Origin of the sequence: Cupriavidus sp. Agwp_2 (assembly GCF_040784895.1) — a bacterium.
Taxonomy (GTDB): domain Bacteria; phylum Pseudomonadota; class Gammaproteobacteria; order Burkholderiales; family Burkholderiaceae; genus Cupriavidus.
In genome coordinates this window covers 1,275,406-1,297,938 of sequence record NZ_CP088084.1, presented here as the reverse complement: position 1 = coordinate 1,297,938, position 22,533 = coordinate 1,275,406, and the positions used below count along the sequence as shown (strand labels likewise).

At 68.0% G+C, this 22,533-nt stretch carries 21 protein-coding genes and 1 pseudogene; 10 read left to right on the top strand and 12 right to left on the bottom strand.

Going from position 1 to position 22,533, the window contains the following annotated elements:
* Both LPA45_RS23665 and LPA45_RS23660 read right to left on the bottom strand, forming a co-directional pair.
* Window positions 1-954: a tripartite tricarboxylate transporter substrate binding protein gene (locus LPA45_RS23665; RefSeq protein ID WP_317924853.1), complete on the bottom strand. Its 954-nt coding sequence runs from the start codon at window positions 952-954 to the stop codon at window positions 1-3.
* A 61-nt stretch (window positions 955-1,015) separates the two neighbouring features.
* Entirely contained in the window at window positions 1,016-2,188 is a 1,173-nt protein-coding gene (locus LPA45_RS23660) for a TauD/TfdA family dioxygenase (RefSeq protein WP_317924855.1), read from the bottom strand.
* A gap of 106 nt (window positions 2,189-2,294) precedes the next feature.
* Here LPA45_RS23660 and LPA45_RS23655 point away from each other — a divergent pair, with 106 nt between their 5' ends.
* Window positions 2,295-3,194: a LysR family transcriptional regulator gene (locus tag LPA45_RS23655; protein WP_317924857.1), complete on the top strand. Its 900-nt coding sequence runs from the start codon at window positions 2,295-2,297 to the stop codon at window positions 3,192-3,194.
* Window positions 3,195-3,219: 25 nt separating this feature from the next.
* Here LPA45_RS23655 and LPA45_RS23650 read toward each other — a convergent pair whose 3' ends face one another.
* Window positions 3,220-3,735, bottom strand: a complete 516-nt coding sequence (locus tag LPA45_RS23650; RefSeq protein ID WP_116322674.1) for a MarR family winged helix-turn-helix transcriptional regulator — start codon at window positions 3,733-3,735, stop codon at window positions 3,220-3,222.
* A 382-nt stretch (window positions 3,736-4,117) separates the two neighbouring features.
* Between LPA45_RS23650 and LPA45_RS23645 the strand changes: the two genes are divergently transcribed.
* The 7 genes and pseudogenes from LPA45_RS23645 to LPA45_RS23615 all read left to right on the top strand — a co-directional run.
* On the top strand, window positions 4,118-5,062 hold the full coding sequence (locus tag LPA45_RS23645; RefSeq protein WP_317924869.1) for a tripartite tricarboxylate transporter substrate binding protein: 945 nt from the start codon (window positions 4,118-4,120) through the stop codon (window positions 5,060-5,062).
* A 63-nt stretch (window positions 5,063-5,125) separates the two neighbouring features.
* Window positions 5,126-7,435, top strand: coding sequence for a xanthine dehydrogenase family protein molybdopterin-binding subunit (locus LPA45_RS23640; protein ID WP_317924859.1), 2,310 nt, complete (start codon window positions 5,126-5,128; stop codon window positions 7,433-7,435).
* Window positions 7,428-8,294, top strand: coding sequence for a xanthine dehydrogenase family protein subunit M (locus tag LPA45_RS23635; protein WP_116322676.1), 867 nt, complete (start codon window positions 7,428-7,430; stop codon window positions 8,292-8,294). Before LPA45_RS23640 ends, LPA45_RS23635 begins: the two co-directional genes overlap by 8 nt.
* A 9-nt stretch (window positions 8,295-8,303) precedes the next feature.
* Window positions 8,304-8,780 (top strand): (2Fe-2S)-binding protein, encoded by a 477-nt coding sequence (locus LPA45_RS23630; RefSeq protein WP_010811673.1) that lies wholly within the window; start codon window positions 8,304-8,306, stop codon window positions 8,778-8,780.
* Complete coding sequence (locus LPA45_RS23625; protein ID WP_317924860.1) at window positions 8,770-9,516, top strand: CoxG family protein; 747 nt, start codon at window positions 8,770-8,772, stop codon at window positions 9,514-9,516. The genes LPA45_RS23630 and LPA45_RS23625 overlap by 11 nt, the downstream gene beginning before the upstream one ends.
* A gap of 115 nt (window positions 9,517-9,631) precedes the next feature.
* The gene (locus tag LPA45_RS23620) at window positions 9,632-10,459 is read left to right on the top strand and encodes an IclR family transcriptional regulator (RefSeq protein WP_116322678.1); all 828 of its coding nucleotides are present in this window, start codon (window positions 9,632-9,634) and stop codon (window positions 10,457-10,459) included.
* A 28-nt stretch (window positions 10,460-10,487) separates the two neighbouring features.
* Window positions 10,488-10,886: pseudogene (locus LPA45_RS23615) on the top strand (tripartite tricarboxylate transporter substrate-binding protein); the annotation flags it as partial.
* 18 nt (window positions 10,887-10,904) lie between these two features.
* Here the strand turns inward: LPA45_RS23615 and LPA45_RS23610 are convergent.
* The 6 genes from LPA45_RS23610 to LPA45_RS23585 form a co-directional block, all read right to left on the bottom strand.
* On the bottom strand, window positions 10,905-11,747 hold the full coding sequence (locus LPA45_RS23610; protein WP_317924862.1) for an IclR family transcriptional regulator: 843 nt from the start codon (window positions 11,745-11,747) through the stop codon (window positions 10,905-10,907).
* Between the two features lie 169 nt (window positions 11,748-11,916).
* Window positions 11,917-13,053, bottom strand: coding sequence for an FAD-dependent monooxygenase (locus LPA45_RS23605; protein ID WP_317924863.1), 1,137 nt, complete (start codon window positions 13,051-13,053; stop codon window positions 11,917-11,919).
* A 156-nt stretch (window positions 13,054-13,209) separates the two neighbouring features.
* A complete protein-coding gene (locus LPA45_RS23600) occupies window positions 13,210-14,553 on the bottom strand; it encodes an amidase (protein ID WP_317924864.1) in 1,344 nt (447 codons plus the stop codon).
* A 2-nt stretch (window positions 14,554-14,555) separates the two neighbouring features.
* Window positions 14,556-14,936: a cupin gene (locus tag LPA45_RS23595; protein WP_271815870.1), complete on the bottom strand. Its 381-nt coding sequence runs from the start codon at window positions 14,934-14,936 to the stop codon at window positions 14,556-14,558.
* 44 nt (window positions 14,937-14,980) lie between these two features.
* Window positions 14,981-16,465 (bottom strand): 4-hydroxyphenylacetate 3-hydroxylase family protein, encoded by a 1,485-nt coding sequence (locus tag LPA45_RS23590; RefSeq protein WP_367395115.1) that lies wholly within the window; start codon window positions 16,463-16,465, stop codon window positions 14,981-14,983.
* A 36-nt stretch (window positions 16,466-16,501) separates the two neighbouring features.
* Window positions 16,502-17,038, bottom strand: a complete 537-nt coding sequence (locus LPA45_RS23585; RefSeq protein ID WP_116323874.1) for a flavin reductase family protein — start codon at window positions 17,036-17,038, stop codon at window positions 16,502-16,504.
* Between the two features lie 399 nt (window positions 17,039-17,437).
* On the opposite strand from LPA45_RS23585, the gene LPA45_RS23580 reads away from it, so the two are divergent.
* Window positions 17,438-18,661 (top strand): IscS subfamily cysteine desulfurase, encoded by a 1,224-nt coding sequence (locus LPA45_RS23580; RefSeq protein WP_116323873.1) that lies wholly within the window; start codon window positions 17,438-17,440, stop codon window positions 18,659-18,661.
* Between the two features lie 13 nt (window positions 18,662-18,674).
* Here LPA45_RS23580 and LPA45_RS23575 read toward each other — a convergent pair whose 3' ends face one another.
* The gene (locus LPA45_RS23575; protein ID WP_116323872.1) at window positions 18,675-19,217 is read right to left on the bottom strand and encodes a MarR family winged helix-turn-helix transcriptional regulator; all 543 of its coding nucleotides are present in this window, start codon (window positions 19,215-19,217) and stop codon (window positions 18,675-18,677) included.
* A gap of 113 nt (window positions 19,218-19,330) precedes the next feature.
* Here LPA45_RS23575 and LPA45_RS23570 point away from each other — a divergent pair, with 113 nt between their 5' ends.
* Window positions 19,331-19,894, top strand: coding sequence for a nuclear transport factor 2 family protein (locus LPA45_RS23570; protein ID WP_317924311.1), 564 nt, complete (start codon window positions 19,331-19,333; stop codon window positions 19,892-19,894).
* A gap of 39 nt (window positions 19,895-19,933) precedes the next feature.
* On the opposite strand, the gene LPA45_RS23565 is transcribed toward LPA45_RS23570, so the two are convergent.
* Entirely contained in the window at window positions 19,934-21,169 is a 1,236-nt protein-coding gene (locus tag LPA45_RS23565; RefSeq protein WP_317924312.1) for an acyl-CoA dehydrogenase family protein, read from the bottom strand.
* Between the two features lie 39 nt (window positions 21,170-21,208).
* A complete protein-coding gene (locus LPA45_RS23560; RefSeq protein WP_317924313.1) occupies window positions 21,209-22,354 on the bottom strand; it encodes an acyl-CoA dehydrogenase family protein in 1,146 nt (381 codons plus the stop codon).
* Window positions 22,355-22,533 lie beyond the last annotated feature (179 nt).

Below are 22,533 nucleotides of genomic sequence, written 5' to 3'. Positions count from 1 at the left end.
TCAGCTCATGCGCGTGCCGGTGACGGCAACGACCTTCGCCCACCGCGCGATCTCGCCCTGCAGGAACTGCCTGAACTGCACGGCGTCATTGCCCACCGGCACCAGGCCCTCGCCGCCCAGCCGCTTGCGCATCGCCGGCGAAGCCACCGCGGCACGCACCGCCTTCTCCAGCTGCGCCACCACATCGGCCGGCATGCCGGCCGGGCCGAGCAGGCCGTACCACGAGCTGTAGTCGAATCCGGGAACCACGTCGGCAATCGGCGCGATATCGGGAAACGCCGCCAGGCGCTTCGGGCTGCTCACCCCCAGTCCCTTGACCTTGCCGGCCAGCAACAGCGGCTGCACCGTGGCGACATTGCCCAGCAGCAGGTCCGCCTGGCTGGCGACCACGTCGGCCACGGCAGGTGCCGCGCCCTTGTAGGGCACGCTGACAAGGTCGATGCCGGCCTCATGCTTGAGCATTTCGCCGGCCAGGTGGTTGGCGCTGCCGATTCCTGCCACGGCGATGCTGAGCTTGCCCGGGCGGGACTTGGCCAGCGCGATCAGTTCGCGCACATTCTTCGCGCCCAGATCCGGCCGCGACACCAGCAGCAGCGGCGAGGTGGCGATCAGCGAGACCGGGGTGAAGTCCTTGAGCGGATCGAACGGCTTCTTCTCGAACAGCGCGGGATTGATCGCGTGGCTGGTGTAGCTGAGCAGCAGCGTGCTGCCGTCCGGCTCGGCCTTGGCCACCGCGGTTGCGGCGATATTGCCCGCCGCGCCACCGCGGTTCTCGACGATGAAGGATTGCTTGAGGCGCTGCTCCAGCTCGGCGGCCAGCGCGCGGGCCACCAGGTCGGTGCCTCCGCCGGGCGTGGCGCCGACCAGCACCCTGGTTACCGCGGGCGCGGCACGCAGGCTGGCCGGCAGCAGTGTGCCGGCAGCCAGCAGCGCGAGGAAGTCGCGTCGTTGCATGGGTTGTCTCCGTTTCTCTCGTTATGGTCCTGGCGATGGGGGGATCGCTGGCGGGCGGTGCTTATGCGGCAGCCGTCTCGGACTGGCTGGCCGCATGCCCGGCCAGGATGCGCGCCATGTCTTCCTGTTGCACCAGCGGGCGCCAGGTTTCGAACAGCATGCCGAGCGCGGCCGCCTGGCGCTTCTCATAGCCGAGGAAGGCCTGCGTGATGGCGCTGCCGCGCACGCCGCCGCGTACCGAGCCGGCGCGCACGTCGCCGTAGTACTCCTTCCAGTTGTCCGGCAGCGGCTGCGAGCCCGGCACGGCCAGCCACAGGCGGAACAGGTGGCGCTTGCGGTCCGGTTCTTCATGGTCTTCAAACGGCGTGCGCGAATGCAGCGTGACGTAGTTGTTCAGCAGCTGCATGTCGCCCTGTTCCAGTTCCATGGTGAAGCAGAGTTCGTCGCTGGGCATCAGTGCATCGAGCAGGTCCAGCGCCTCGAGCTGTGCCGGCGTCAGGCGCGGCAGTTCCGCGAAATCGCGCTGCGCGGCGTCGGTGTTCTTGCGGTTGGTGCGCGCCGAGAAGAATTCCGGGTGGCTGCCGAAGATCGGGCAGCGGTAGTACGGCGGCTGCGAGGGGTCCTGCGTGCCCTGGTAGCTGTGAAAGAACGTGCCCTTGAGCACCGCGATCAGGTCGGGGCGCCGCTGCTGCACGGCTTCATACAGCGCGATCGAGCTGATCACCTTGCTGGTGCCGCCGGACCTGGCGGTGCGGCGGCACAGCAGGCCCACCACGTCGCAAGAGTCCTGGTGGAAGTCGAGCCCGGCATTGGTGTTATAGCCGCGCCCGCCCTTGACCTTGTATTCGCCGCCCTCGTTGCGCACGTCGTTCATGAATTCGCTGGCGCGGTTCTGCGTGCGCCCCACGCCCATGTAGAGGCTCATGCCCCAGTAGGCCAGGCGCGATTCTTCCTGGCTCCACTCGTCGACAGGAAAGCCCTTGACCAGGCACATCCCCCAGCCGCCCTGCGTGATGTCGATGGCCCGCTTGAGCACGCCGCGGGCGGCCTCGTTCAGCGGGAAGTCGGCCTGTTCCATGTCCAGCAGTGGCTTGCCCAGCGTCCTCGCATGGTTGAGGGCGTCGCGCATGCCCTGGATCTCGGCTTCGCTCATGCGCACGACCCAGCTGCGGTCTTCGCGCGCCTGGCGGGCGGTCCAGGGCAGGGGGCGTTGGGATGCGGCGATGGCTGACATGTCTGGGGTCTCCTCCGTGTTTGTGCCTGATGTTGGAACCCAGTCTATCGAGCTGGCCTATCATTAGAAAAGCGAACATATTTGAGGTTCTTCGTAAGAGTTTTTGATGAAGCTTGAGACCTTCCATACGCTTGAAGCGGTCCTGCAGACGGGTACATTTGCGGGGGCAGCGCGCCAGGGCAACGTCACGCCGAGCGCTGTCAGCATGCAGATGAAGCAGCTGGAACAGTACCTGGGCAGGCCTCTGTTCGACCGCTCCGGACTGCAGGCGCGGCCGAACCAGCTGGCCCACGAGGTGGCCGACACGATGCGCCAGGCGCTGCAAAGCCTCGAGGCGTTGCGCGTCGGCGGCGGGTTGGTGGTGGAGGGGGTAGTGCGGCTCGGCGTGATCGAGTCGCTGCAGCCGGTCGTCCTGCCCGGGATCGTGCGCTATGTCCGGGAGCGTCATCCCCGGCTGGACCTGCGCCTGGTGCGCGGGCGCAGCAGCACGCTCACGGCGGCAGTCAAGGCAGGGGATATCGACGCCGCCCTGGTGGCGCAGCCGGTATCGGGCGGCTCGGCACGGCTGCGCTGGACGCCGATGATGCGGCGCGAACTGGTGATGATTGCGCCCCCTGGCGCGACCGAGACCAACGTGGCGTCGCTGTTCCGCCTGTACGACTGGATCCGCTATGACCGGAATACGGTGTCAGGTGCGATGGCGGCGCAGTACGTGCATGCGCACGTGACCGAGATCCGCGGCACGCTGGAATTCGACAGCGCGCCGGCAATCGTGGCGATGGTCAGTGGGGGGCTGGGGGTGTCCATCCTGCAGGGCCCCGATCCGACGCTGGTACAGAACTACCCCGTGCGCCTGGTAAGGCTGGGCCGCGCGGCGCCGGTGCTGACCTTGTCGATGGTGACGCGCAAGGGCGATGACGATAACCGCTCGGTGGCGGCGGTGCGCGATGCGATGCGGCTGACGCTGGCCGCCTACCAGCGCCAGCAAGTGGCCGGGCGGCACTGAGGCGCGCCGGGCGCCATTTTCTTGTTCAGGCCTGGGCGCGCAACAGCTTGCGCAGCCCCAGATACACCGCCTCCCTTTCCTCCGGCGACAGCATCCGGATCACTTCCGCCTGCCCCTTGCGTGCCAGCGGCATCACCTGGTCGTGCAGCGCCGAGCCGGCTTCCGTGATGGCGCAGATCAGCTTCTTGCGGGGGGTGTTGCCTGCCGAAGTCAGCCGGACCAGCCCGCGGTCTTCCAGCAGCCGCAGGGTGCGGCTGACCAGTGCCTTGTCCGAGGTCGATTGCGTGACCAGCTCGGAGAAGGGCAATTCCCTGGCATGCGCCAGCAGCGCCAGGATGCGCCACTCCGGCACGGTCAGGCCGAACTGCTCGGCGTAGGGCTTGGTGACCGTGCTGCGCAGCGCGGTCACCAGCTGGCTCAGCATCGTGGTCAGGAAATTGTCGACGGTCAGGCCGTTGCCGGCCTCGTCGAGGTCGGTCCAGGGGCTGGCGGTCAGGTCTGGCGCGGGCTGGCCCTGGGCGGGCGCGGCGTCACGGGGCATGCGGTCCTCTTGTCTGGTGTCTGCCGGCCGGGCTTGTTCGGGCTGGTGAGCGGGCCGGTGGGCGGGCCAGATTGTCTCATAGCCGGCAGCGAGACCGGCGCAAATGTCTCGTCATTACCACCCGGAAAAACGTTCTAGACAGACATAAAAAGTCAATTGGTGATTTCAGTAAGTTGAGTTGTCAATATTGAGGGCCTACAGTGAGTGCGTTCCTGGTGTGAACATGAGTTTTACTAATAAAACAACCGCAGCGTTGTAACCCGAGCCAACCCTGTTTTTCGCGGTGCGCACAAACAGCCCACTCCACGCCGCGAATGCGCCCCCACAGGAGCTGTTGATGAGACATGATCGCCCCCGCCGCCTTTTCCTCGCCGCCACTGCCATGGCCGCGCTCGCGCTTGCCGCGGGCAGCGCGATGGCCGCGACCTATCCGGCAAAGACCGTGACCATGGTCGTGGCCTATCCGCCCGGCGGCGATACCGACGCCATGGCACGCCTGTACGCCGACAAGCTGTCCGCGCGCCTGAAGCAGCCGGTGATCGTCGAGAACCGTCCCGGCGCCGGCGGCGTGGTCGGCGCCAGCTTTGTCAGCCGGGCGCCAGCCGATGGCTACACGCTGCTCTACACCCCCAACCCGTTCACGCTGGCGCCAATGGTGCTCAAGCTTGCGCCGGCCGCCAGCTACGACCCGCTGCATGGCTTCACGCCGGTGATCCAGACCGCCGTGCAGGCGGTGCTGCTGGTGGCCAACCCCGCGGCGGGCGTCAAGACCGTGCCGGAGATGATCGCCGCGGCCAAGGCCGGCAAGACCTTTACCTACGGCAGCCCGGGTGCCGGGTCGCCAATGCACATCGCCGGCGAAATGCTGAACCGCGCCGCCGGCGTGAAGATCCAGCACGTGCCGTACAAGGGCGTGGCGCCGGCGGTCAATGACGTGGTGGCGGGGCATGTGAACTTCGCCTACGTCACGCTGGGGCCGGTGGCGCAGTACCTCAACACCGGCCGGCTGATCCCGCTGGCGATCACCGACGCGAAGCGCTCGCCGCTGCTGCCCAACGTGCCGACGCTGGCCGAGCTTGGCTACAAGGACGTGGTGGTCGGCGCCTGGCACGGGGTGATGGCGCCCAAGGGTACGCCGCCGGAAGTGGTCAAGGTGCTGAACCAGCAGCTCAATGAAGTCATCCGCTTGCCCGACGTGGCCGAGAAGATGGCTACCTTCGGCGCCAGCCCGGTGGGCGGGGCGCCGGCCGCGCTCGACAAGGTCAACGCGGGCGACTACGAGCGCCTGGGCAAGGTGATCCGCGAGCTCGGCATCACTGCCGAATAAGGGCAGCCAGCGCATCGCATTCATGCAACACGTTATTTGCAACACGACACGCAGGAGGCCGGCATGAGCAAGGCCATCGTGGGAACCTCCACGCCGCAGGTAACCGCGCGGGAAAAGGTCATGGGGCGCGCCCAGTATGCCGGCGACATCAAGCTGCCCGGCATGCTGCACGCCAAGGTACTGCGCAGCCCGCACCCGCATGCGCGCATCGTCGGCATCGACACGTCGGCGGCGCGCGCATTGCCGGGCGTGAAGCTGGTGGTGACCGGGCACGACGTGCCCACCCGCAACTGGGGCCCGCACCGCAAGGAGCAGCGCATCCTGGCCTGCGGCGTGGTGCGCCACGTGGGCGAGGAAGTGGCCGCCGTGGTGGCCGTCAGCGACGAGGTGGCGCGCGATGCGCTGGACCTCGTCCGCGTCGAGTACGAACCGCTGCCGGCATTGCTGACGCCGGCGGCGGCGCTGGCCGAGGGCGCGCCGGAACTGCACGCCGGCACGCGCAATATCGGCCACGAGATGCGGATCGAGCGTGGCGACGTGGAAGCGGGCTTTGCCGAGGCCGCGGCCGTGTATGAAGCCACCTACGAAATGCATTCGCAATACCCGGGCTATCTGGAGCCGATGGCCTCCGTCGCGGCGCAGGACGGCAACGGCCGGCTGACGCTGTGGGCCTCGACCCAGTCGGTATTCCTCGCGCGCATGCGGCTGGCCGAGGCGCTGGACCGGCCGGTGTCGACCATCCGCGTGGTGCAGGCCACCACCGGCGGCGGCTTCGGCGCCAAGATCGTCGAGGAGAACAACAGCCTGATCTGCGCCTTCCTGGCCAGCAAGCTGGACCGGCCGGTGCGGCTCGTCAACAACCGGCTGGAGGACTTCCAGGGCGCGCGCGCCAGCGTGCCGATGAGGGTGTGGCTGCGCATGGGCCTGTCGCCTGACGGCATGATCGTGGCCAAGGACGTACGCATCATCGCCGAGTGCGGCGGGTATTCCGGCCTGGCCGGCGACGTCATGCACGTCACCGCCATGCGCAGCGACAACATGCACCCGGTGCAAAACGTGCGCTCGCACGCGGTGATGGCCTATACCAACAACCCGCCGCGCGGCGCGTTCCGCGGCTTCGGCGGGCAGCAGATGCAGTTCCCGCTGAACTGCCACCTGACCGTGCTGGCCGGGATGCTCGGCATCGACCCGATTGAAGTGCACAAGCGCAATGCGATTTCCGCCGGTGCGACCAGCGTGCATGGCTGGAAGATCAGCAGCACCGGCATGCTCGAGTGCCTGGAAATGACGCGCAAGGCGATCGGCTGGGACCAGAAGCGCGCCACCTCGAACTTCGCTGCGCGCGGCACCGGCACGCACCGGCGCGGCGTTGGCATCGCGGCGGCGATGCACGTCAGCGGCAACCGCACGCTGGGCAACTGGGACGGCTCGACCATCCTGCTCAAGGTCAACGAAGACGGCCGCGTGATGCTGCAGACCAGCGAATGCGACATGGGGCAGGGCGCCAACACCATGCTCAGCCAGATCTGCGCGCAGGAACTGGGTATCCCGCTGTCGCACGTGACCGTGATGGCGCCCGATACCGACACGGCGCCGTTCTGCCTGGGCTCGCTGGCGTCGCGCGTGACCATCATCGCCGGCAACGCGGCGCTGCGCGCCGCGCGCGAGGCCCGGCAGAAGCTGCTGGCACTGTCCGCGGAAAAGCTGGGTGTCGCGGCCGAGTACCTGACGATTGCCGATGGCCGCATCGTTGCATCCGGGCAGCCGGACAAGTCCGCCACGCTGGCCGAGATTGCGCGGCTGCATATCTTCCGCCACGGCGGCGAAGGCATCCATGTTCGCGCCACCTATGACGCGCCCACCGTGATGCACGATGCCGACTACTACGGCAACGTCGCGCCGTCGCACTCGTTCGCGGCGCATGCGGTCGAGGTGGAGGTCGATACCTGCACCGGCCAGGTCACCGTGGTCGACAGCTTTGTGGCCGACGACTGCGGCAAGGCCATCAACCCGCTCGCGGTGCACGGCCAGACCCACGGCGCCACGGTGCAGGCGATCGGCTGGACCCTGTATGAAAACCTGCACTACGAGGATGGCCGCCTGATGAACGGCAACTTTGCCGACTACACCATGCCCACCGCCGACGCCGTGCCGATGCTGCGCACCGACGTGGTCGAATCGAACGACCCCAACGGCCCGTACGGCGCCAAGGGCGCCAGCGAGACCGCGATCCTGCCCGGCGCGGCCGCGATTGCCAACGCCGTGTTCGATGCCGTGGGCGTGCGCATCCAGTCGCTGCCGATCACGCCGGAGAAGGTGCTGGCGGGCCTGCGCGCATTGCAGCAGCAAGATGGGGAGGCCGCCCATGCGTGATTTCGAATTCCTGGAGCCGGCCTCGGTGGCCGAAGCGAGCCGGATGCTGGCCGATCTTGGCGACAGCTGCCGCGTCTTTGCCGGCGGCACCGCGCTGATGCTCGGCATGCGCCAGCGCATGCTGACGCCCAGCCACCTGGTGTCGCTGGGGCGGCTGGGGGCGCTGCGCGGCATCAGCTTCGATGCCAGCGAAGGGCTGCGCATCGGCGCGCTGACGCTGCATGCCGAGGTGGCCCGTTCGCGGCTGGTGCAGGCGCATTACCCCATGCTGGCCAGCATGGCCGCGCGCGTGGCCAACCCGCAGGTGCGCAACCAGGGCACCATCGGCGGCAACCTCTGCTACGCCGACCCGGCCACCGATCCGCCGGGCTGCCTGATGGCGCTGGGGGCGCAGGTCGTGGTCAGCGGCAGCGGCGGCGAGCGCGTGATCCCCATCGAAGACTTCCTGGTCGACTACTACGTGACCGCGCTGGCGGCTGATGAAGTGGTCACGCAGATCCGCCTGCCCGCGCCGGGCGTGGGCGCCGACGGCCGCTATGCGCGCTTCCTGCGCACCGCCGCCGAGCACCGGCCGCTGGCCAGCGTGGCGCTGGCGGTGCGCCGCGAAGGCGCGTTCTGCGTGGAGGCCCGGCTGGCGGTGGGCGCGTCGACGCCGATCCCGGCGCGCCTGCGCCGCGCCGAAGCGCTGCTCGCCGGCAAGACCGTGACCGCTGAACTGGCCGCCGAGGCGGCCGCCATCGTCGCCACGGACATCAACGCGGTCTCGGACATGCGCGGCTCGGACACGTACCGCCGCGAGATGGTGCGCGTGGTCGCGCGCCGCACCATTGCCGAGCTGTTCGGCGTGGCCTCGGAGTAAGGAATCGCCATGAACCAAGTCAGTATCGAACTCACCGTCAACGGTGAAGAACACCAGGTGGAAGTGCCGGCCCGGCGCTTGCTCTCCGACCTGCTGCGCGACGACCTCAACCTGACCGGCACCAAGCGCGGCTGCGAGACCGGCATCTGCGGCGCCTGCTCCGTGCTGGTCGACGGCGAGGTGGTCAAGTCCTGCCTGATGCTTGCCGTGCAGGCACGCGGGCGCCATGTGATGACGGTGGAAGGGCTGGCCGCCGACGGCCAGCTGCATCCGCTGCAGCAGTGCTTCATGGACAACGGCGGGCTGCAGTGCGGCTATTGCACGCCCGGCTTCCTGATGGCGTCGTGCGCGCTGCTTGCCAACAATCCCAACCCGACGGAAGACGAGGTCCGCCACGGCCTGAACGGCAACCTGTGCCGCTGCACCGGCTATGTGGGCATCGTCGAATCCGTGCTGTCCGCCGCGGAGAAAATGCGTGGAAATTGAAAAGACCCTTGTGACCGCGGCCCCGCCGGCGCGCGTGTGGGAACTGCTGCTCGACCCCAACGTGATGGGCGCCTGCGTGCCCGGCATGGAATCGATCGAGGTGTTGAGCGATGTCGAGTACATCGCGCATATGGCGGTGAAGATCGCCTTCATCAACGCGCGCTTCCGGCTGCATACGAAGATCGTCGAGACCCGTGCACCGCATTACCTGCGCACCGAGGGCACCGGCGAGGATGCGTCGGTGGCGAGTTCGCTGCGCCAGTCGAGCGAAATCTTCCTGACCGAACAGGATGATGGCTCGACGCAACTGCGCATCACGGTGCAGGTGGATGTGCTGGGGCGGCTCGGTACGTTCGGGCTGAGCGTGATGAAGACCAAGGCCGACCGGATGTGGGACGAGTTCGGCGCCAACCTGCTGGCGCGGCTGTCGCCGCAAGGGCAGGGGCAAGCGCAACCGCAATCGCAACCGCAGGCAGAAGCTAAACTGCAGCCGTCCGCGCCGGTGCGCTCGCAGCCAGCCGTCGCGCCTGCCGCCAATGGGCATGCGGTGCTGCCGCCGCCGGCAGCGCCCGGCCTGTTCGCCCGCCTGCTCGGGCGCGGCGATGCCGCGCGCGGGCCGCTGAGCGACATCTGCGTCGAGCTGCGCCGCCGCGACGAGACTGTCGTGGTGCGCTGGCCCGCCGCGCAGGGCGAGCAGTGCGCGGCGTGGCTGCGCGACTACTTGCGCCAGGCCTGACGGCAGCGTCCGGCCGCCGCCGGCGCGTGGTTTGCCCGCAGAACAGGTACCCTATCGGGTTCAGGCGTGATATATGAGTGCGTTACGCCAAGACCGACACCTGCAGAGACAGACCATGACCACCGATTCGCCGCAAGAGGACGACAAGGACAGCGGCCAGGACAAGTACATCGTGCCCGGCCTGGAGCGCGGCCTGCGGCTGCTGGGTGAGTTCAGCAGCCGCGAGCGCACCCTGTCCGCCGCCGACCTGGCGCGCCGCCTCAAGGTGCCGCGCTCGACCGTGTTCCGGCTGCTGGCCACCCTTGAAATGATGGGATTCGTCGAGCGCACCGATGGCGGGCGCGAATTCCGCCTCGGCATGGCGGTGCTGCGGCTGGGGTTTGACTACCTGGCGTCGCTGGAGCTGACCGAGCTGGGCCGGCCGCTGCTCGACCGGCTGCGCGACGAGATCCACTATCCGTGCAACCTGGTGGTGCGCGACGGGCGCTCGATCGTCTACGTGGCCAAGTCGGTGGCGGCGCGGCCGTTCGCCAGCACGGTCAACGTCGGCACGCGGCTGCCGGCGCACGCCACCGTGCTGGGCCGGGTGCTGCTGGAAGACCTGACGCTGGAAGAGCTGCGCGGACTGTACCCAGAAGACCGGCTCGAAGTGTATTCCGAGAGCACCCCGCGCACGGTCCAGGAGTTGTACGAGATGGTCCAGCGCGACCGCGAGCGCGGCTACGTGCTGCATGAAGGCTTCTTCGAGGCCAGCATCTCCACCATCGCGGCGCCGGTGCGCGACCGCACCGGCAAGGTGGTGGCGGCGCTCGGCGCAACCATCCCCGCCGCGCGCATCGAACCCGACCAGCTGGACGACATGGTCGAGAAAGTCAGGCAGGCGGCCGCCGAGCTGTCGCGCCTGCTCGACTACCGTCCGGTCATGCCAAAACCGTTTGTATAGCTTGCATAGTTTGTAAGGGCAGCAACATGCGCAGCAGGCGGAAAAGAGCGGCAAGCCGCTGGGCTACGCCAGCCCCGGCGTCGGCAGCGGGCTGCACCTGGCTGGCGAGCTGTTCCGGCACAAGGCCGGCATTACGCTGCTGCACGTACCGTACAAGGGCACCACGCAGGCGCTCAACGACGTGATGGGCGGGCAGGTGCCGATGCTGTTCGGTACCTGCCCGACGCTGGCGCCGTTTATCCAGTCGGGCCAGCTGCGCGCGCTGGCCGTGACGCAGGCCAGCCGCTCGCCTGCGGCACCGGGCGTGCCGTCGCTGGCGGAGCAGGGCGTGCCCGGCATCGATGTCAGTTCCTGGTATGCGCTGCTGGTGCCCAAGGCCACGCCGCAGCCGGCGGTCGATACGCTCGGCGCCGACGTCCGGGCCTTGAATAACGCGGGGTGGGCGTCAGCGCTGGCGCTCCGGCCGATGGCCGAGCAGCGCCGACAAGTCGCGCGCCGCCGCCTTGACTTCCTTCTCTACGCGTTCGCGCAGCGTGCCATCCCGCTCGAAGCGCTGCTGCGGTCCCGCCACGCTCAGCGCCGCGACGACCTCGCCCTCGGCGCCGCGCACCGGCGCCGCGCAGGAATCGATCCCCGGCTCGTAGGCCGAAAAACTCCACGCGCAGTCGCGCTCGCGGTCGGCGCCAAGGATATCGGCCAGCCGGGCATGGGTGGCCGCGCTCTGGCCGGTCACGGTCGGCAGCGGGTCCGGGCCCAGCAATTCTTTGAGCGCTTCCGGTGGCAGGTCGGCGATCAGCATCCGGCCGGGCGTGGTCAGATGCGCGGGCACGCGGCTGCCCACCTGGATATTGCTGACCAGCGTCGCGGCCGGCATGTGGCGCAGCAGGTAGAGCGCGTCGCCGCCGTCGCGCACCACCAGGTAAGCGGACAACTGCAGCGAACCGCTCAGCGTTGCCAGCACGCGCGTGGCCAGGCTGGTCAGGTCGTTCGATGCCAGCACGCGCGACGCCAGTTTGAGGAAATTGAAGCCCACCTGGTGGCCGCCATGCGGCAGGCGTTCCACCATGCCTTCGTGTTCCAGCGTATCCAGCAGCCGCATTACGGTGACGCGGTTCACGTCGATGCGGCGTCCCACTTCGCTCAGGTTGGCGGTGGGGCCGCCTTCGGCGATATAGCGCAGCAGGCGCAGCCCGCGGATCACCGGCGAGACCAGCTGGGCTTCGCGGGCGTCTTCGGTTTCGGCGCTGTCGTCGAGATCGGGTTCGGTCGGTGGACGGGACTTGGGCATCTCAGGTTTTGCTGTTAACGGAAGACGGCCGCGCGCGCGGCCGTCAGGCTGGTGATTTCTATTGCGGGGCCCGTTGGTATGCGAGGGCGCTATGGTTTACCACCACCCCTGGCAGGCGCTCCCCTCTCCCGCGAAGTGGGAGAGGGGAGCAAGGCCGGGCGTTGGACGTTCACCCCAGCGCCACGTTCCAGGCGTCGTAATCGTACACCCAGTCGGCATTGCCGCCTTCCTTCAGCCAGGCATTGCTGCGCGAGCCGATCTGGATGCGGCTGGTGCGCTCGTGGCGCGCCGCCTGGTAGCGGGCCAGCGCGGCGGGCACGGCGGCAGCGCCATCCTTTGCCGCATCAGCCAGGCAGCGCGCCAGCACCACGCCATCCTCGATCGCCATGCCGGCACCCTGCGCCATGAACGGCATCATCGGATGGCAGGCATCGCCCAGCAGCGTGACCGGGCCGGACGACCACTGCGGCAGCGGGTCGCGCACGTACAGCGCGGAAATCAGCACCTCGTCGCAGGCATCGAGCAATGCGCGCGCCTCCGGATGGAAGCCGGCATACGCGCTGCGCAGGTCCTCCACGCGGCCTGGCGTGGTCCACGACTCATGCCGCCATGCCTCCTGCGCCACCGTGGCAAAGACAAAGATGTCGCGGCCGCGGTTGAGCGGGAAGGTGACGATCTGCGTGGCGGCATCCGGCCCCCACCACTTGGTGAAAGCGTTCAGGTTCGGTGCGCCGGCCAGCTTTTCGGCGGGCACCACGGCGCGGTATGCCACCACGCCGGTGAAGATCGGGCTTTCCTGGCCGAGCAGCGCGGTGCGCACAGTGGAGTGGATGCCGTCGGCGCCGACCAGTACGTCGGCACGCACTTCCGCGCCGTTGGCAAAGCGCAGCGTGGCGCCGGCGGCGTCCGGGATGATCGCCACCGCCTTGTGATCCAGGCGCACGTTCGCTGCGGGCACCGCGGCCTCCAGCGCAGTCATCAGGTCGGCGCGGTGCATGGTGAGCTGCGGGGCGCCGTAGCGGCGCTCGGCGTCCTCCTGCATCGGCAGGCGCGAAGTTTCTTCGCCGGTATCCCAGATACGGCTGATGCGGTGGGTGGGGCGCGCGGCGGTCTCGCGCAACGCGTCGCCGACGCCCAGGCCGTCCAGCGCGCGCACCGCGTTGGGCGTGAGGTTGATGTCCGCGCCGACGCGGGCAAAGCGCGACGCCTGTTCATAAACCACCGCGTCCAGGCCGAGCTTGCGCAGCGCAATGGCCGCGGCCAGCCCGCCGATGCCGGCGCCGTTGATGGCGATCTTCAAAGTCATGTTGCCGTTCCGGTAACGCCAGCGAGGCGTTCCGGAACCGGTGGGGCGCGCGCTGACTTGTTATGTTCATAAATGAACGATATGTTCATAAAAAGTCTATGCACGAGGGGGTGGAGCGTCAACCAAGGGTTAACGCGTAGCGAAAGCCTCGCCGGGCTACCGGTGCTTCTGCCGCAGCGCTGCTTCCACGGCCATGCCGATCGCCAGCAGCCTGCGGTCGGCGCCGTGCCGTCCGAACAGCATCAGGCCCACCGGCGCCTCGCCGGGGCGATGGCAAGGGACCGACAGCGCGCACAGGTCGAGCATGTTGGCGATGGCCGGGTTGCGCAGCAGCAGACGGTTGGTGGCGAAGAAGGCATCGTCCTCGTCGAGGTCGGCGATGCGCGGCGCTACGATCGGCACGGTCGGCAGCACCACGGCGTCGAAGCCCGCCAGTTCGGCATCCGCCTGCCGGCACAGCGCCGCGCGGTGCTCGCGCATGCGCAGGTAGTCGGCGGCGAGCTGCCCGTCGGCCAGCCGGATGCGTGACAGCACGCGCGGGTCGTAGCGATCGCCGTGCGCCGCTATCAGCCTGCCGTGCCAGGCGCTGGCCTCGGCGGCTACCAGCCCGCCGCCGTGGCCGAGGTCGCCGAGCTGGCCCCAGCTGTCGAAGTCCACGTCCTGCAGCAGCGCGCCCGCGGCGGAAAGCCGGCGCAGGGCGTCGCTGAACGTCTGCGCGACCACATAGTCGATGCCATCCAGCACCATCCCGCCGGGCACGGCCAGCCGCAGTCCGGCGAGGCTGGCCGGCGCCGCGGGCGGCGCTTCGCCGGCCATCACCGCGTCGACAGCGGCGCAGCACGCCACGGAATTGGCCAGGCATCCGACCGAGTCGTAGCTGGGCGACAGCGGCACGGTCCCCTGCAGCGGCACCCGGCTGGCGGTGGGCTTGAAGCCGACGATGCCGCACAGCGCCGCCGGGATGCGGCAGGAGCCACCGGTGTCCGAGCCGATCGCGGCCAGCGCCATGCCGTCGGTCACCGACACCGCAGCGCCGGACGACGAGCCGCCCGGAATGCGGCCGCCCTGCCGGTCGAACGGGTTGCGCGGCGTGCCATAGTGGGGGTTGATGCCAACCCCCGAGTAGGCAAACTCGGTCATGTTGGTCCGCCCGACGAAGACCGCGCCCGCGGCGCGCAGCCGCGCAATCGCCGGGGCATCGGCGCTGGCGGTACGCTCGGGCAGCACCTGCGCGCCGGCGCGGGTGATATCGCCCTGCACGTCGAACAAGTCCTTCACCGACACCGGCACCCCGGCCAGGGCACCGGCCACGCCCTGTTCGCGCAGCATGTCGCTGGCCTGCGCCTGCTTGCGGGCGGCCATGCTGACGCCGTGCGGGAAGACGCGCGCGCCCTCGCCGCCGGGATTGCAGATGCGTTCGACACACGAGGCCAGCAGGGACAGCGCGTTGGCGCTGCCGTCGGCGAGCTGGCGCCTGGCGGTGGCTACGGTGGTTTCCATGATCAGGCCGGGTCGTAGTAGTGAATTTCCAGCAGCATGCAGCCGCCGTTGGACCGGAACGGGCCGTGGAACGCGCCGGGCGGGCGGCAGGCGTAGGTGTTGGGCTCGAAGGCTTCGCCACCGTCGCCGTTGGCATCGTTGCCGACGGTCAGGTCGCCGCTGAGCAGGTACACCTCCTCCCAGTACTCGTGGACGAACGGGGCCTTGGTGAAGATGCCCGGGTCGAAGCGCAGCAGGCGGGTACGGCTGCCGCTTCGGCCGCCTTCGTCCAGCGCGCCGGACAGGATCTTCTGCTGGATGCCGGCGGGGTAGCCCTCCGGCACTTCCCAGCCGGAGGCCAGGTCCAGGGTATGGAACTCGTCGTGAAGCTTGTTGATTGCCATTGCTGATCTCCGTCTTCGAGGCAAGGGTGGGGACAATTGGAGCGTCAGGCCGCCTGCGGCAGGCGGGCCAGTTCGTCCTGCAGGGAATAGCTGCCGAGCATGTTGTCGACCAGGCCCGACGCGCGCTTCCAGTCATAGGTGCGGTAGGCGTGGCCCTTGGTGACGAAGGTGGCACCGGCGTAGAACATCTCGTACTGGTTGTGGCGCGAGGCAAACTCGGAACCCACGGCATCCCAGGCGAGCTTGAAGAACTTGACGCGCTCCTCCGGGCTGCAGACCGGCGATTTCTGCGTCTTGGCGATGATGTCGGCCAGCGTCGGGTTGGCGAAGTCCTCGATGCTGGAGGGCAGCATGATCATGCCGCCGCCGGCCAGCTCGCGCAGCGTGTTGAGGACCTTGGCGTAAAGCTGCTGCGTCACCACCTGCGAGCCGTACAGCATGCCGCGGTCGGGGATGAAGTAGCCGTTGTGGTTGACCTGACCTTTGGCTTCCATGCCATAGACCCACGCCTCGACCATGCCCGCCTCGGCGGCGAGCTGGCCCAGCAGTTCCTTGACCTGCGGGAAGCCGGCAGTGCCGTTGATCTCGGTGATGCGGTGCGCCAGGCCGACCAGGAAGCGCAGCTTGACCATCAGCCGCACCTGGCACTGGTAGTTCTGGTACACATGCGCCGGCGTGGCATGGAACTGCTTTGCGCACATGCCGACGTCGCCCGCGACGAAGATCCGCTCCCACGGCACCTTGACGTCGTCGAAGTAGAGCACCGCATCGTTCTCGTCGAAGCGGCTGGCCAGCGGGTTGTCGAAGACCGAGGTGGCGCTGGCCTCGTAGGACTTGCGCGACATTACCTTCAGGCCCTTGGTGTTCATCGGCACCGCGAAGGACAGCGCGTACATCTCGTCGCCCTCGCGCAGCGGCTGGATGCAGCTGCAGAAGACCTCGTTGGCCATGATGCCGCTGGTGGCGAGCATCTTGGCGCCGCGCACGGTAATGCCTTCCGCGTCCTGGTCGACGATGCCCACCGCCAGGTACTTGTCTTCCTGCTCGTGCGCGGCCTTGGCCTGGTTGGCCTGCGGATTGACGATCACATAGGTGAGGAACAGGTCGTTGTCGCGGGCATAGCGGTAGTAGTCGCGCAAGGCGCCGGCGCGTGCCGGGTCGGCCTGCTCGAACACTTCTATCCCCATGTACATGCCGGAGATGCAGGACGCGACATGATCAGGCGAGCGGCCCATGAAGCCGTAGTGCAGGGCGGTCCAGGCTTCCAGCATCTCGCGGCGCCCGACCAGTTCGTTGTAGCTGGTGGGAAGCTCCCAGATGCGGCTGACGCGCCGGTCGCCGCCTGCCGGCTGGAAGGTCATCTTGTCGACGTTCTCGGGCCGCGCCTGGAAGTCATAGAGATTGGCGTAGCTGCGGATCGAGTTGCGGAAGGCGGGATGCGCCGTGACGTCGGTGACGCGCGTGCCATCGAGGTACACTTCGCGCCCATCGCGCAGCATGGCGATGTGCTGGTTGCCGTTCTTGATCATGTCGTTCTCCTGTGCTGACTGCTTGTGTTGTGGGATTTAAGCGGCGGCGGCGCTGTCTTCCAGCGCCCTGTATTTGCCGCCGAAGAAGATCAGCGGCCGGCCGCCGTGGCAGGCCTGATGGCGCACCACCCGTCCGATGAAAATCACGTGGTCGCCGCCGTCGTGCTGCGCATAGGGCTCGCATTCAAAGGTCGCCAGCGTGTCCGGCAGCAGCACGTGGCTGTCGCCGCGGTCGCCGGTGTCGCCAAAGTCGATGCCTTCCCACTTGCCCGAGTTGGCGCGGGCGAAGCGGTTCGAGATATCCTGCTGCGCCTCGGCCAGCACATTGACCGCGTAGCGCGGCGCGCTGCACAGGTCAGCCAGGCTCAGGCAGCGGCGATCGACCGAGAACAGCACCAGAGGCGGATCCAGCGATACCGAGTTGAACGACGCCACCGTGATGCCGACCGGGACCTCGCCGGCGCGCGGCGCGGTGATCACGGCGACGCCGGTTGCGAACATGGCCAGCGCGTTGCGGAAACGGCGCTGCGCGTCAGCGTCCATCACGTTCTGATCGACAGATGATTCAGCCATCACGACTCCTACGCATGTTTGGGCAACCGGTCCGGCCGCCTCGGTTCGCATGCATGTTGTTTGCTTAATTAGCTTTGTAACTTAGGTTTAATTGAATGCTAAGAAACTGCGGTATTCAAGTTGGTGGAAACCCTAGGCGGGGGGCTTGGCGCGCACGCCGGGCCGCCGCGTGAATGCCGAAAAGCCTTGTGGCGCAACGGTTTGCGGGAGGCGGGGGAAGAGAGTGGGGGTGTTGCGATGGCGCGTGCGACAGCACGGAGCAACCCTATCGGCAGCATGGAGGCCGGCCCAGGGGCGCGCTGCGCGGTGCTAGACTCGGTCGCACTTTCCCTGACCAGCGGGTTTGCGCGGGTTCGCTTCCCCCCGGTCGTACTCTCTCCGCAGCCAGGAATGCGCCCCATGCAAAACGAGCAAGACAACCTCCCCATCTACATGGACTACAGCGCGACGACGCCGGTGGACCGCCGCGTCGTCGACAAGATGGTGCCTTTCCTGCACCAGCAGTTCGGCAACCCGGCATCGCGCAGCCATAGCTACGGCTGGCAGGCGGAAGCAGCGGTGGAAGCCGCCCGCGCGCATGTCGCGGCGCTGCTCAATGCCGACCCGCGCGAGATCGTCTGGACCTCCGGCGCCACCGAAGGGAACAACCTTGCAATCAAGGGCGCGGCGCATTTCTACCGCGGCAAGGGCAATCACATCATCACGGTCAAGACCGAGCACAAGGCCGTGCTCGATACCTGCCGCGAACTGGAGCGTCAAGGCTTCGTCGTCACGTATCTCGATGTGGGAACGGACGGCCTGATCGACCTCGATGTCCTGCGCGCGGCGCTGCGGCCGGACACCATCCTGGTGTCGGTGATGATGGTCAACAACGAGATCGGCGTGATCCAGCCGGTCGCGCAGATCGGCGAGATCTGCCGCGCGGCGGGCATCGTGTTCCACTGCGACGCGGTGCAGGCCGCGGGCAAGATCCCTGTCGACCTGGCGGCACTGAAGATCGACCTGCTGACCGTGACCGCGCACAAGGTCTACGGGCCGAAGGGGATCGGCGCGCTGTACGTGCGCCGCAAGCCGCGCATCCGGCTGGAGGCGCAGATCCACGGCGGCGGCCATGAGCGCGGCATGCGATCCGGCACGCTGCCGACGCACCAGATCGTGGGCATGGGTGAGGCCTTCCGGCTGGCGCGGCTGGAACTGGAAGAGGAGGGCCGCCGTGTCGGCACGCTGCGCGACCGGCTGCTGGCGGGGCTGTCGCGGCTGGACGAGGTCTACGTCAACGGCAGCCTGGCGCACCGCATCCCGCACAACCTGAACATCAGCTTCAACTACGTTGAGGGCGAATCGCTCATCATGGGCATCAAGGACGTGGCGGTGTCGTCCGGTTCGGCCTGTACCTCGGCATCGCTCGAACCCTCATTCGTGCTGCGCGCGCTGGGCCGCAGCGACGAACTGGCGCACAGCTCGATCCGCTTTACGCTGGGCCGCTACACCACCGAGGCCGAAGTCGACGAAGTCATCCGTCAGGTCAGCGGCACGGTGTCGAAACTGCGCGAGCTCAGCCCGCTATGGGAGATGCACCAGGAGGGCATCGATGTCGGCACCGTGCAATGGGCCGCGCATTGACGGCGGCGTGCCGCTAGCCTTTCAGCCGGCGCGCCTGCAGGTGCTCCAGGTCGAGCGCGGCACGGTCGCCGTTGGCGACGAGGCGGTCGACCACCGAGCACAGCACCTTGAACTCGGTGCGGGTGACGCCGTCGAACAGCACGTCGTTGATCTGCTGCTGCACCGGCAGCAGTTCATTGAGCAGCTTGTTGCCCGCCGTGGTGATGGTCAGGCGCATCTTGCGCTTGTCGTCGGGATGCGCTTTCTTGTCGATCAGGCCGAGCTTCTTCAGCTTGCCGGTCTCGATGGTGATGAACGGCCCGCTCAGGTGCAGGTGGTCGGCCAGCTGGTTCACCGTCACCTCGCCTTGCTGCGACAGGTGGGCGATCGAGCGGATCAGCGAATATTGCACGCCGGTCAGCCCGACCAGGCTGCCAAAGCCGTCCCGCACCGACAGCAGCCGCGCGGCGAACGGCAGCAGGCCATTGACGAGGTGTCGGAACTCGCGGTCCGAGCCATCGACCAGGCAAGCCGGATGCGTGATTGTCAGGGTCTTGTTTGCAGGAGTCGTAGCCATCGGCGGATTGTTCAGTTAGCTTGTAATGCAAGCTTTGTGCCAAATTCTACCAAACTCGTCGCGCGGCCTGCCGTGCTGTCCGGTCCCACTTTTTACGCCAACGCGTTGCCTGTATGAACCCGATCTCCCTACCCGAAGCGCAAACGCTGCTGGCCCGCTATGTCGAGGCCAAGGACAACAACCGTCCCGCGCTGATCCACGAGGCATTCGCGCCGGATGCGACGCTGACCTTCTCGATCGACACCGACACCATCAGCTTTCCGGCAAAGACGGAAGGTGCCGCGGCGATCGCTGCGACGCTGGTGACCGACTTCGCAAAGACATTTGACCGCTGCCGGACCTACTATGTCGGTGATTTGTCGCCCGCGGCGGATGGGACCACGCTGACGGTGCCGTGGCTGGTGCTGATGCGCGAGACGGCGGTCCACACCTTGCGCGCGGGGAAGGGCATCTACCGCTGGGGCTTCGCCCGGCAGCCGGATGGCTTGTACCGCATCCGCAGCCTGCACATCCATATCGAGCGGATGGACGTCGTGCCGGATGCCGGCGCGGCGATGCTGGCGGGCTTGCAGGCCGCGCTGCCGTATCCCTGGCTGCCGTCCCCCACGCTGCAGGCCGCTGTCGCCGCCCAGGCAGCGGCGGATGCCAGGCTGGCGTTCCTGAAGGAATTCGTCTAGGCGGTCTTGCCGGCAGGACGAACCTGCCGGCCTGCCACGTCAAAGCCCCAGCACCAGCTTGGCGATGATATTGCGCTGGATCTCGTTCGATCCGCCATAGATCGACGCCTTGCGATAGTTGAAGTAACGCGGCGCCAGCACGGCGGCATAGTCAGGTCCCACGCGCGGCGGGGCCTCGCGGCCCTGGATACCGGCCCAGGTGTCCTGCACGAACGGCAGAGCCGCGGGACCGGCGGCCTCGACCGCCAGCTCGCTGACCGCCTGCAACGTCTCCGTGCCGGTGAGCTTCAGCATGCTCGACGCCGCCCCGACCGACGTGCCCGATTCCACGCCCGAGAACACGCGCAATTCCACCGCCTCGAGCGCGGCCGTACGCACATGCAGCGCCGCCAGCTTGCGCCGGAAGGCGGGGTCGTCGAGCAACCGTCCGCCATCGTCGGCGGCCTGCTCCGCGGCGATGTGCGCGACCTTGGCCAGCTGCTTGCGCAGCATCGGGCTGTAGGTCCCGCCGCGCTCGAACTCCAGCAGGTACTTGGCATAGGTCCAGCCCTTGCCTTCCTCGCCGATGCGGTTCTCCGCGGGCACGCGCACGTTCTCGAAGAAGACCTGGTTCACTTCCTGCTGCCCGGGCATGGGACCGTCCAGTGTCGGCAGCGGCGACACCGTGATGCCGGGCGCATGCATGTCCAGGAGCAGGAACGAGATGCCTTCCTGTCGCTTCGATTCTCGGCTGGTGCGGACCAGGCAGAACATCCAGTCGGCCCATTGCGCATGCGTGGTCCAGATCTTGGAGCCGTTCAGGATGTAATGCTCGCCCTCGCTGTCGGTGCCATGGTCGGCGCGCAGCTGCAGCGAGGCGAGGTCGGAGCCTGAATTGGGCTCCGAATAACCCTGGCACCACCACACGTCCGAAGCCAGGATCGGCGGCAGGAAGCGCGCCTTCTGCGCGGACGTGCCGTATTTCATCAGCACCGGCGCCACCATCTTCAGGCCCATCGGCGACACCGGCGGGCAGCCCGCCGCGGCTAGTTCGGACTGGAAGATAAAGCGTTGCGTCGGCGTCCAGCCCGGGCCGCCGTATTCCTGCGGCCAGTTGGGCGCGGCCCAGCCGCGCGCATGCAGCGCCTTCTGCCAGCGCACCTGGCCGGCCTTGTCCAGGTAGCCGTTCTTGGACTGCGCCATCATCGCGCGCAGTTCGCCGTCATACGCCTGGGCGATCCAGGCGCGCACGTCTTCACGGAATTGCTGGTCTTGCGGGGAGAAATCGAGATGCATCGACGGGCCTCGCTGGGGTAGTCGTCAGGGATTTGCGATTCAGGCGGCGGCGGGATAGAGCAGGTCGGCGTAGCGGCGCAGGTGATGCTCGGCCGAGCCGAACTGCAGGTCGATCGCGGTGACGCGCTTGAAATAGTGGCCGACGGCCAGCTCATCGGTGACGCCCATGCCGCCGTGGATCTGCACCGCACCCTGGCCGACGAAGGCACCGGCCTGGCCGGCCTGGACCTTGGCCGCGCACGCCGCCTGCGCGAAGGCTGCCGGCGCGCCGCCGGCCTGCATCGCGGCGACCTGTGCAAGCGCCACGGATTGCTCCAGCTGCATATACATGTCGGCCATACGGTGCTGCAGCACCTGGAATGTGCCGATCGGCACGCCGAACTGCTTGCGCTGGCGCGCGTAGTCGATGGTGTCGGCCAGCATGCGCGCCATCGCGCCGTTGGCTTCGGCGGCCAGTGCGACCATGGCGTGGTCGCACAGTCGATCGATCAGCGCGAAAGCCTCGCCTTCGGCGTCGATGCGCTGGCTGGCCGGCACCTGTACGTTGTCGAGCAGCACTTCGGCCGCGCGCAGGCCGTCGAAGGTCGGGTATTCGCGCAGTGTCACGCCTGGCGTGTCCCGTGCGACCCAGAACAGGCTGATGCCGTCCCGGTCGCGGCGCGCGCCGGCGGTGCGGGCGCTGACCACCAGGTGCGAAGCGAAGGGCGCGCCGACCACGGCATGCTTGTGCCCGCTCAGCTTGTAGCCGTTGCCCGCGCGCGTGGCGCTGGCCTGCACGTCATGCCGGCAATAGCGGCTGCTGGGTTCGGCATGCGCCCACGCGGCGGTGGCCTCGCCGCCGATGATGGCGGGCAGCCATTGCGCCGCCAGCTCCGGGCTGCCCTGCGCCAGGGCGCCGCCGCCCAGCACCACGGTGCCCAGGTACGGCTCCAGCACCAGGTGGCGGCCGATCTGTTCCATCACGATCATGTGCTCGGCAGCGCCGCCGCCGAGCCCGCCGAGTGCCTCCGGAAAACCGGCGCCCAGGATGCCGAGGTCGCGCGCAAGGGCACGCCAGCAATCGGGGCGCCAGCCCGCGGTGGACTGCACCGCGGCACGGCGCGCTTCAAACTCGTAATGGTCGGCCAGGTAACGCGCGAGCGTGTCGCGCAGCATCGATTGTTCTTCGCTGAACTTGAAATCCACCTCGGCTCCTTCGGGAATGGGGGAAGGCGTGGTTGCGGTAGCCCTGCGACAGCATGATCCGGGCACGCTGGCGGGCGGCGCATCGTCGCATCGGACGAAGGTGCGCAGGCGCCGCACACGGTCGATTCATGCGGCGCCGCATCAAAATTCCGGTGCCGCGCTTCGTCGCTTCCGACGAT

Bases quoted from the DNA above. Each gene is read 5' to 3' on its own strand.
- LPA45_RS23665 (WP_317924853.1), bottom strand. From the start codon at position 954: ATGCAACGACGCGACTTCCTCGCGCTGCTGGCTGCCGGCACACTGCTG.
- LPA45_RS23660 (WP_317924855.1), bottom strand. From the start codon at position 2,188: ATGTCAGCCATCGCCGCATCCCAACGCCCCCTGCCCTGGACCGCCCGC.
- LPA45_RS23655 (WP_317924857.1), top strand. From the start codon at position 2,295: ATGAAGCTTGAGACCTTCCATACGCTTGAAGCGGTCCTGCAGACGGGT.
- LPA45_RS23650 (WP_116322674.1), bottom strand. From the start codon at position 3,735: ATGCCCCGTGACGCCGCGCCCGCCCAGGGCCAGCCCGCGCCAGACCTG.
- LPA45_RS23645 (WP_317924869.1), top strand. From the start codon at position 4,118: ATGGCCGCGCTCGCGCTTGCCGCGGGCAGCGCGATGGCCGCGACCTAT.
- LPA45_RS23640 (WP_317924859.1), top strand. From the start codon at position 5,126: ATGAGCAAGGCCATCGTGGGAACCTCCACGCCGCAGGTAACCGCGCGG.
- LPA45_RS23635 (WP_116322676.1), top strand. From the start codon at position 7,428: ATGCGTGATTTCGAATTCCTGGAGCCGGCCTCGGTGGCCGAAGCGAGC.
- LPA45_RS23630 (WP_010811673.1), top strand. From the start codon at position 8,304: ATGAACCAAGTCAGTATCGAACTCACCGTCAACGGTGAAGAACACCAG.
- LPA45_RS23620 (WP_116322678.1), top strand. From the start codon at position 9,632: ATGACCACCGATTCGCCGCAAGAGGACGACAAGGACAGCGGCCAGGAC.
- LPA45_RS23610 (WP_317924862.1), bottom strand. From the start codon at position 11,747: ATGCCCAAGTCCCGTCCACCGACCGAACCCGATCTCGACGACAGCGCC.
- LPA45_RS23605 (WP_317924863.1), bottom strand. From the start codon at position 13,053: ATGACTTTGAAGATCGCCATCAACGGCGCCGGCATCGGCGGGCTGGCC.
- LPA45_RS23600 (WP_317924864.1), bottom strand. From the start codon at position 14,553: ATGGAAACCACCGTAGCCACCGCCAGGCGCCAGCTCGCCGACGGCAGC.
- LPA45_RS23595 (WP_271815870.1), bottom strand. From the start codon at position 14,936: ATGGCAATCAACAAGCTTCACGACGAGTTCCATACCCTGGACCTGGCC.
- LPA45_RS23590 (WP_367395115.1), bottom strand. From the start codon at position 16,465: ATGATCAAGAACGGCAACCAGCACATCGCCATGCTGCGCGATGGGCGC.
- LPA45_RS23585 (WP_116323874.1), bottom strand. From the start codon at position 17,038: ATGGCTGAATCATCTGTCGATCAGAACGTGATGGACGCTGACGCGCAG.
- LPA45_RS23580 (WP_116323873.1), top strand. From the start codon at position 17,438: ATGCAAAACGAGCAAGACAACCTCCCCATCTACATGGACTACAGCGCG.
- LPA45_RS23575 (WP_116323872.1), bottom strand. From the start codon at position 19,217: ATGGCTACGACTCCTGCAAACAAGACCCTGACAATCACGCATCCGGCT.
- LPA45_RS23570 (WP_317924311.1), top strand. From the start codon at position 19,331: ATGAACCCGATCTCCCTACCCGAAGCGCAAACGCTGCTGGCCCGCTAT.
- LPA45_RS23565 (WP_317924312.1), bottom strand. From the start codon at position 21,169: ATGCATCTCGATTTCTCCCCGCAAGACCAGCAATTCCGTGAAGACGTG.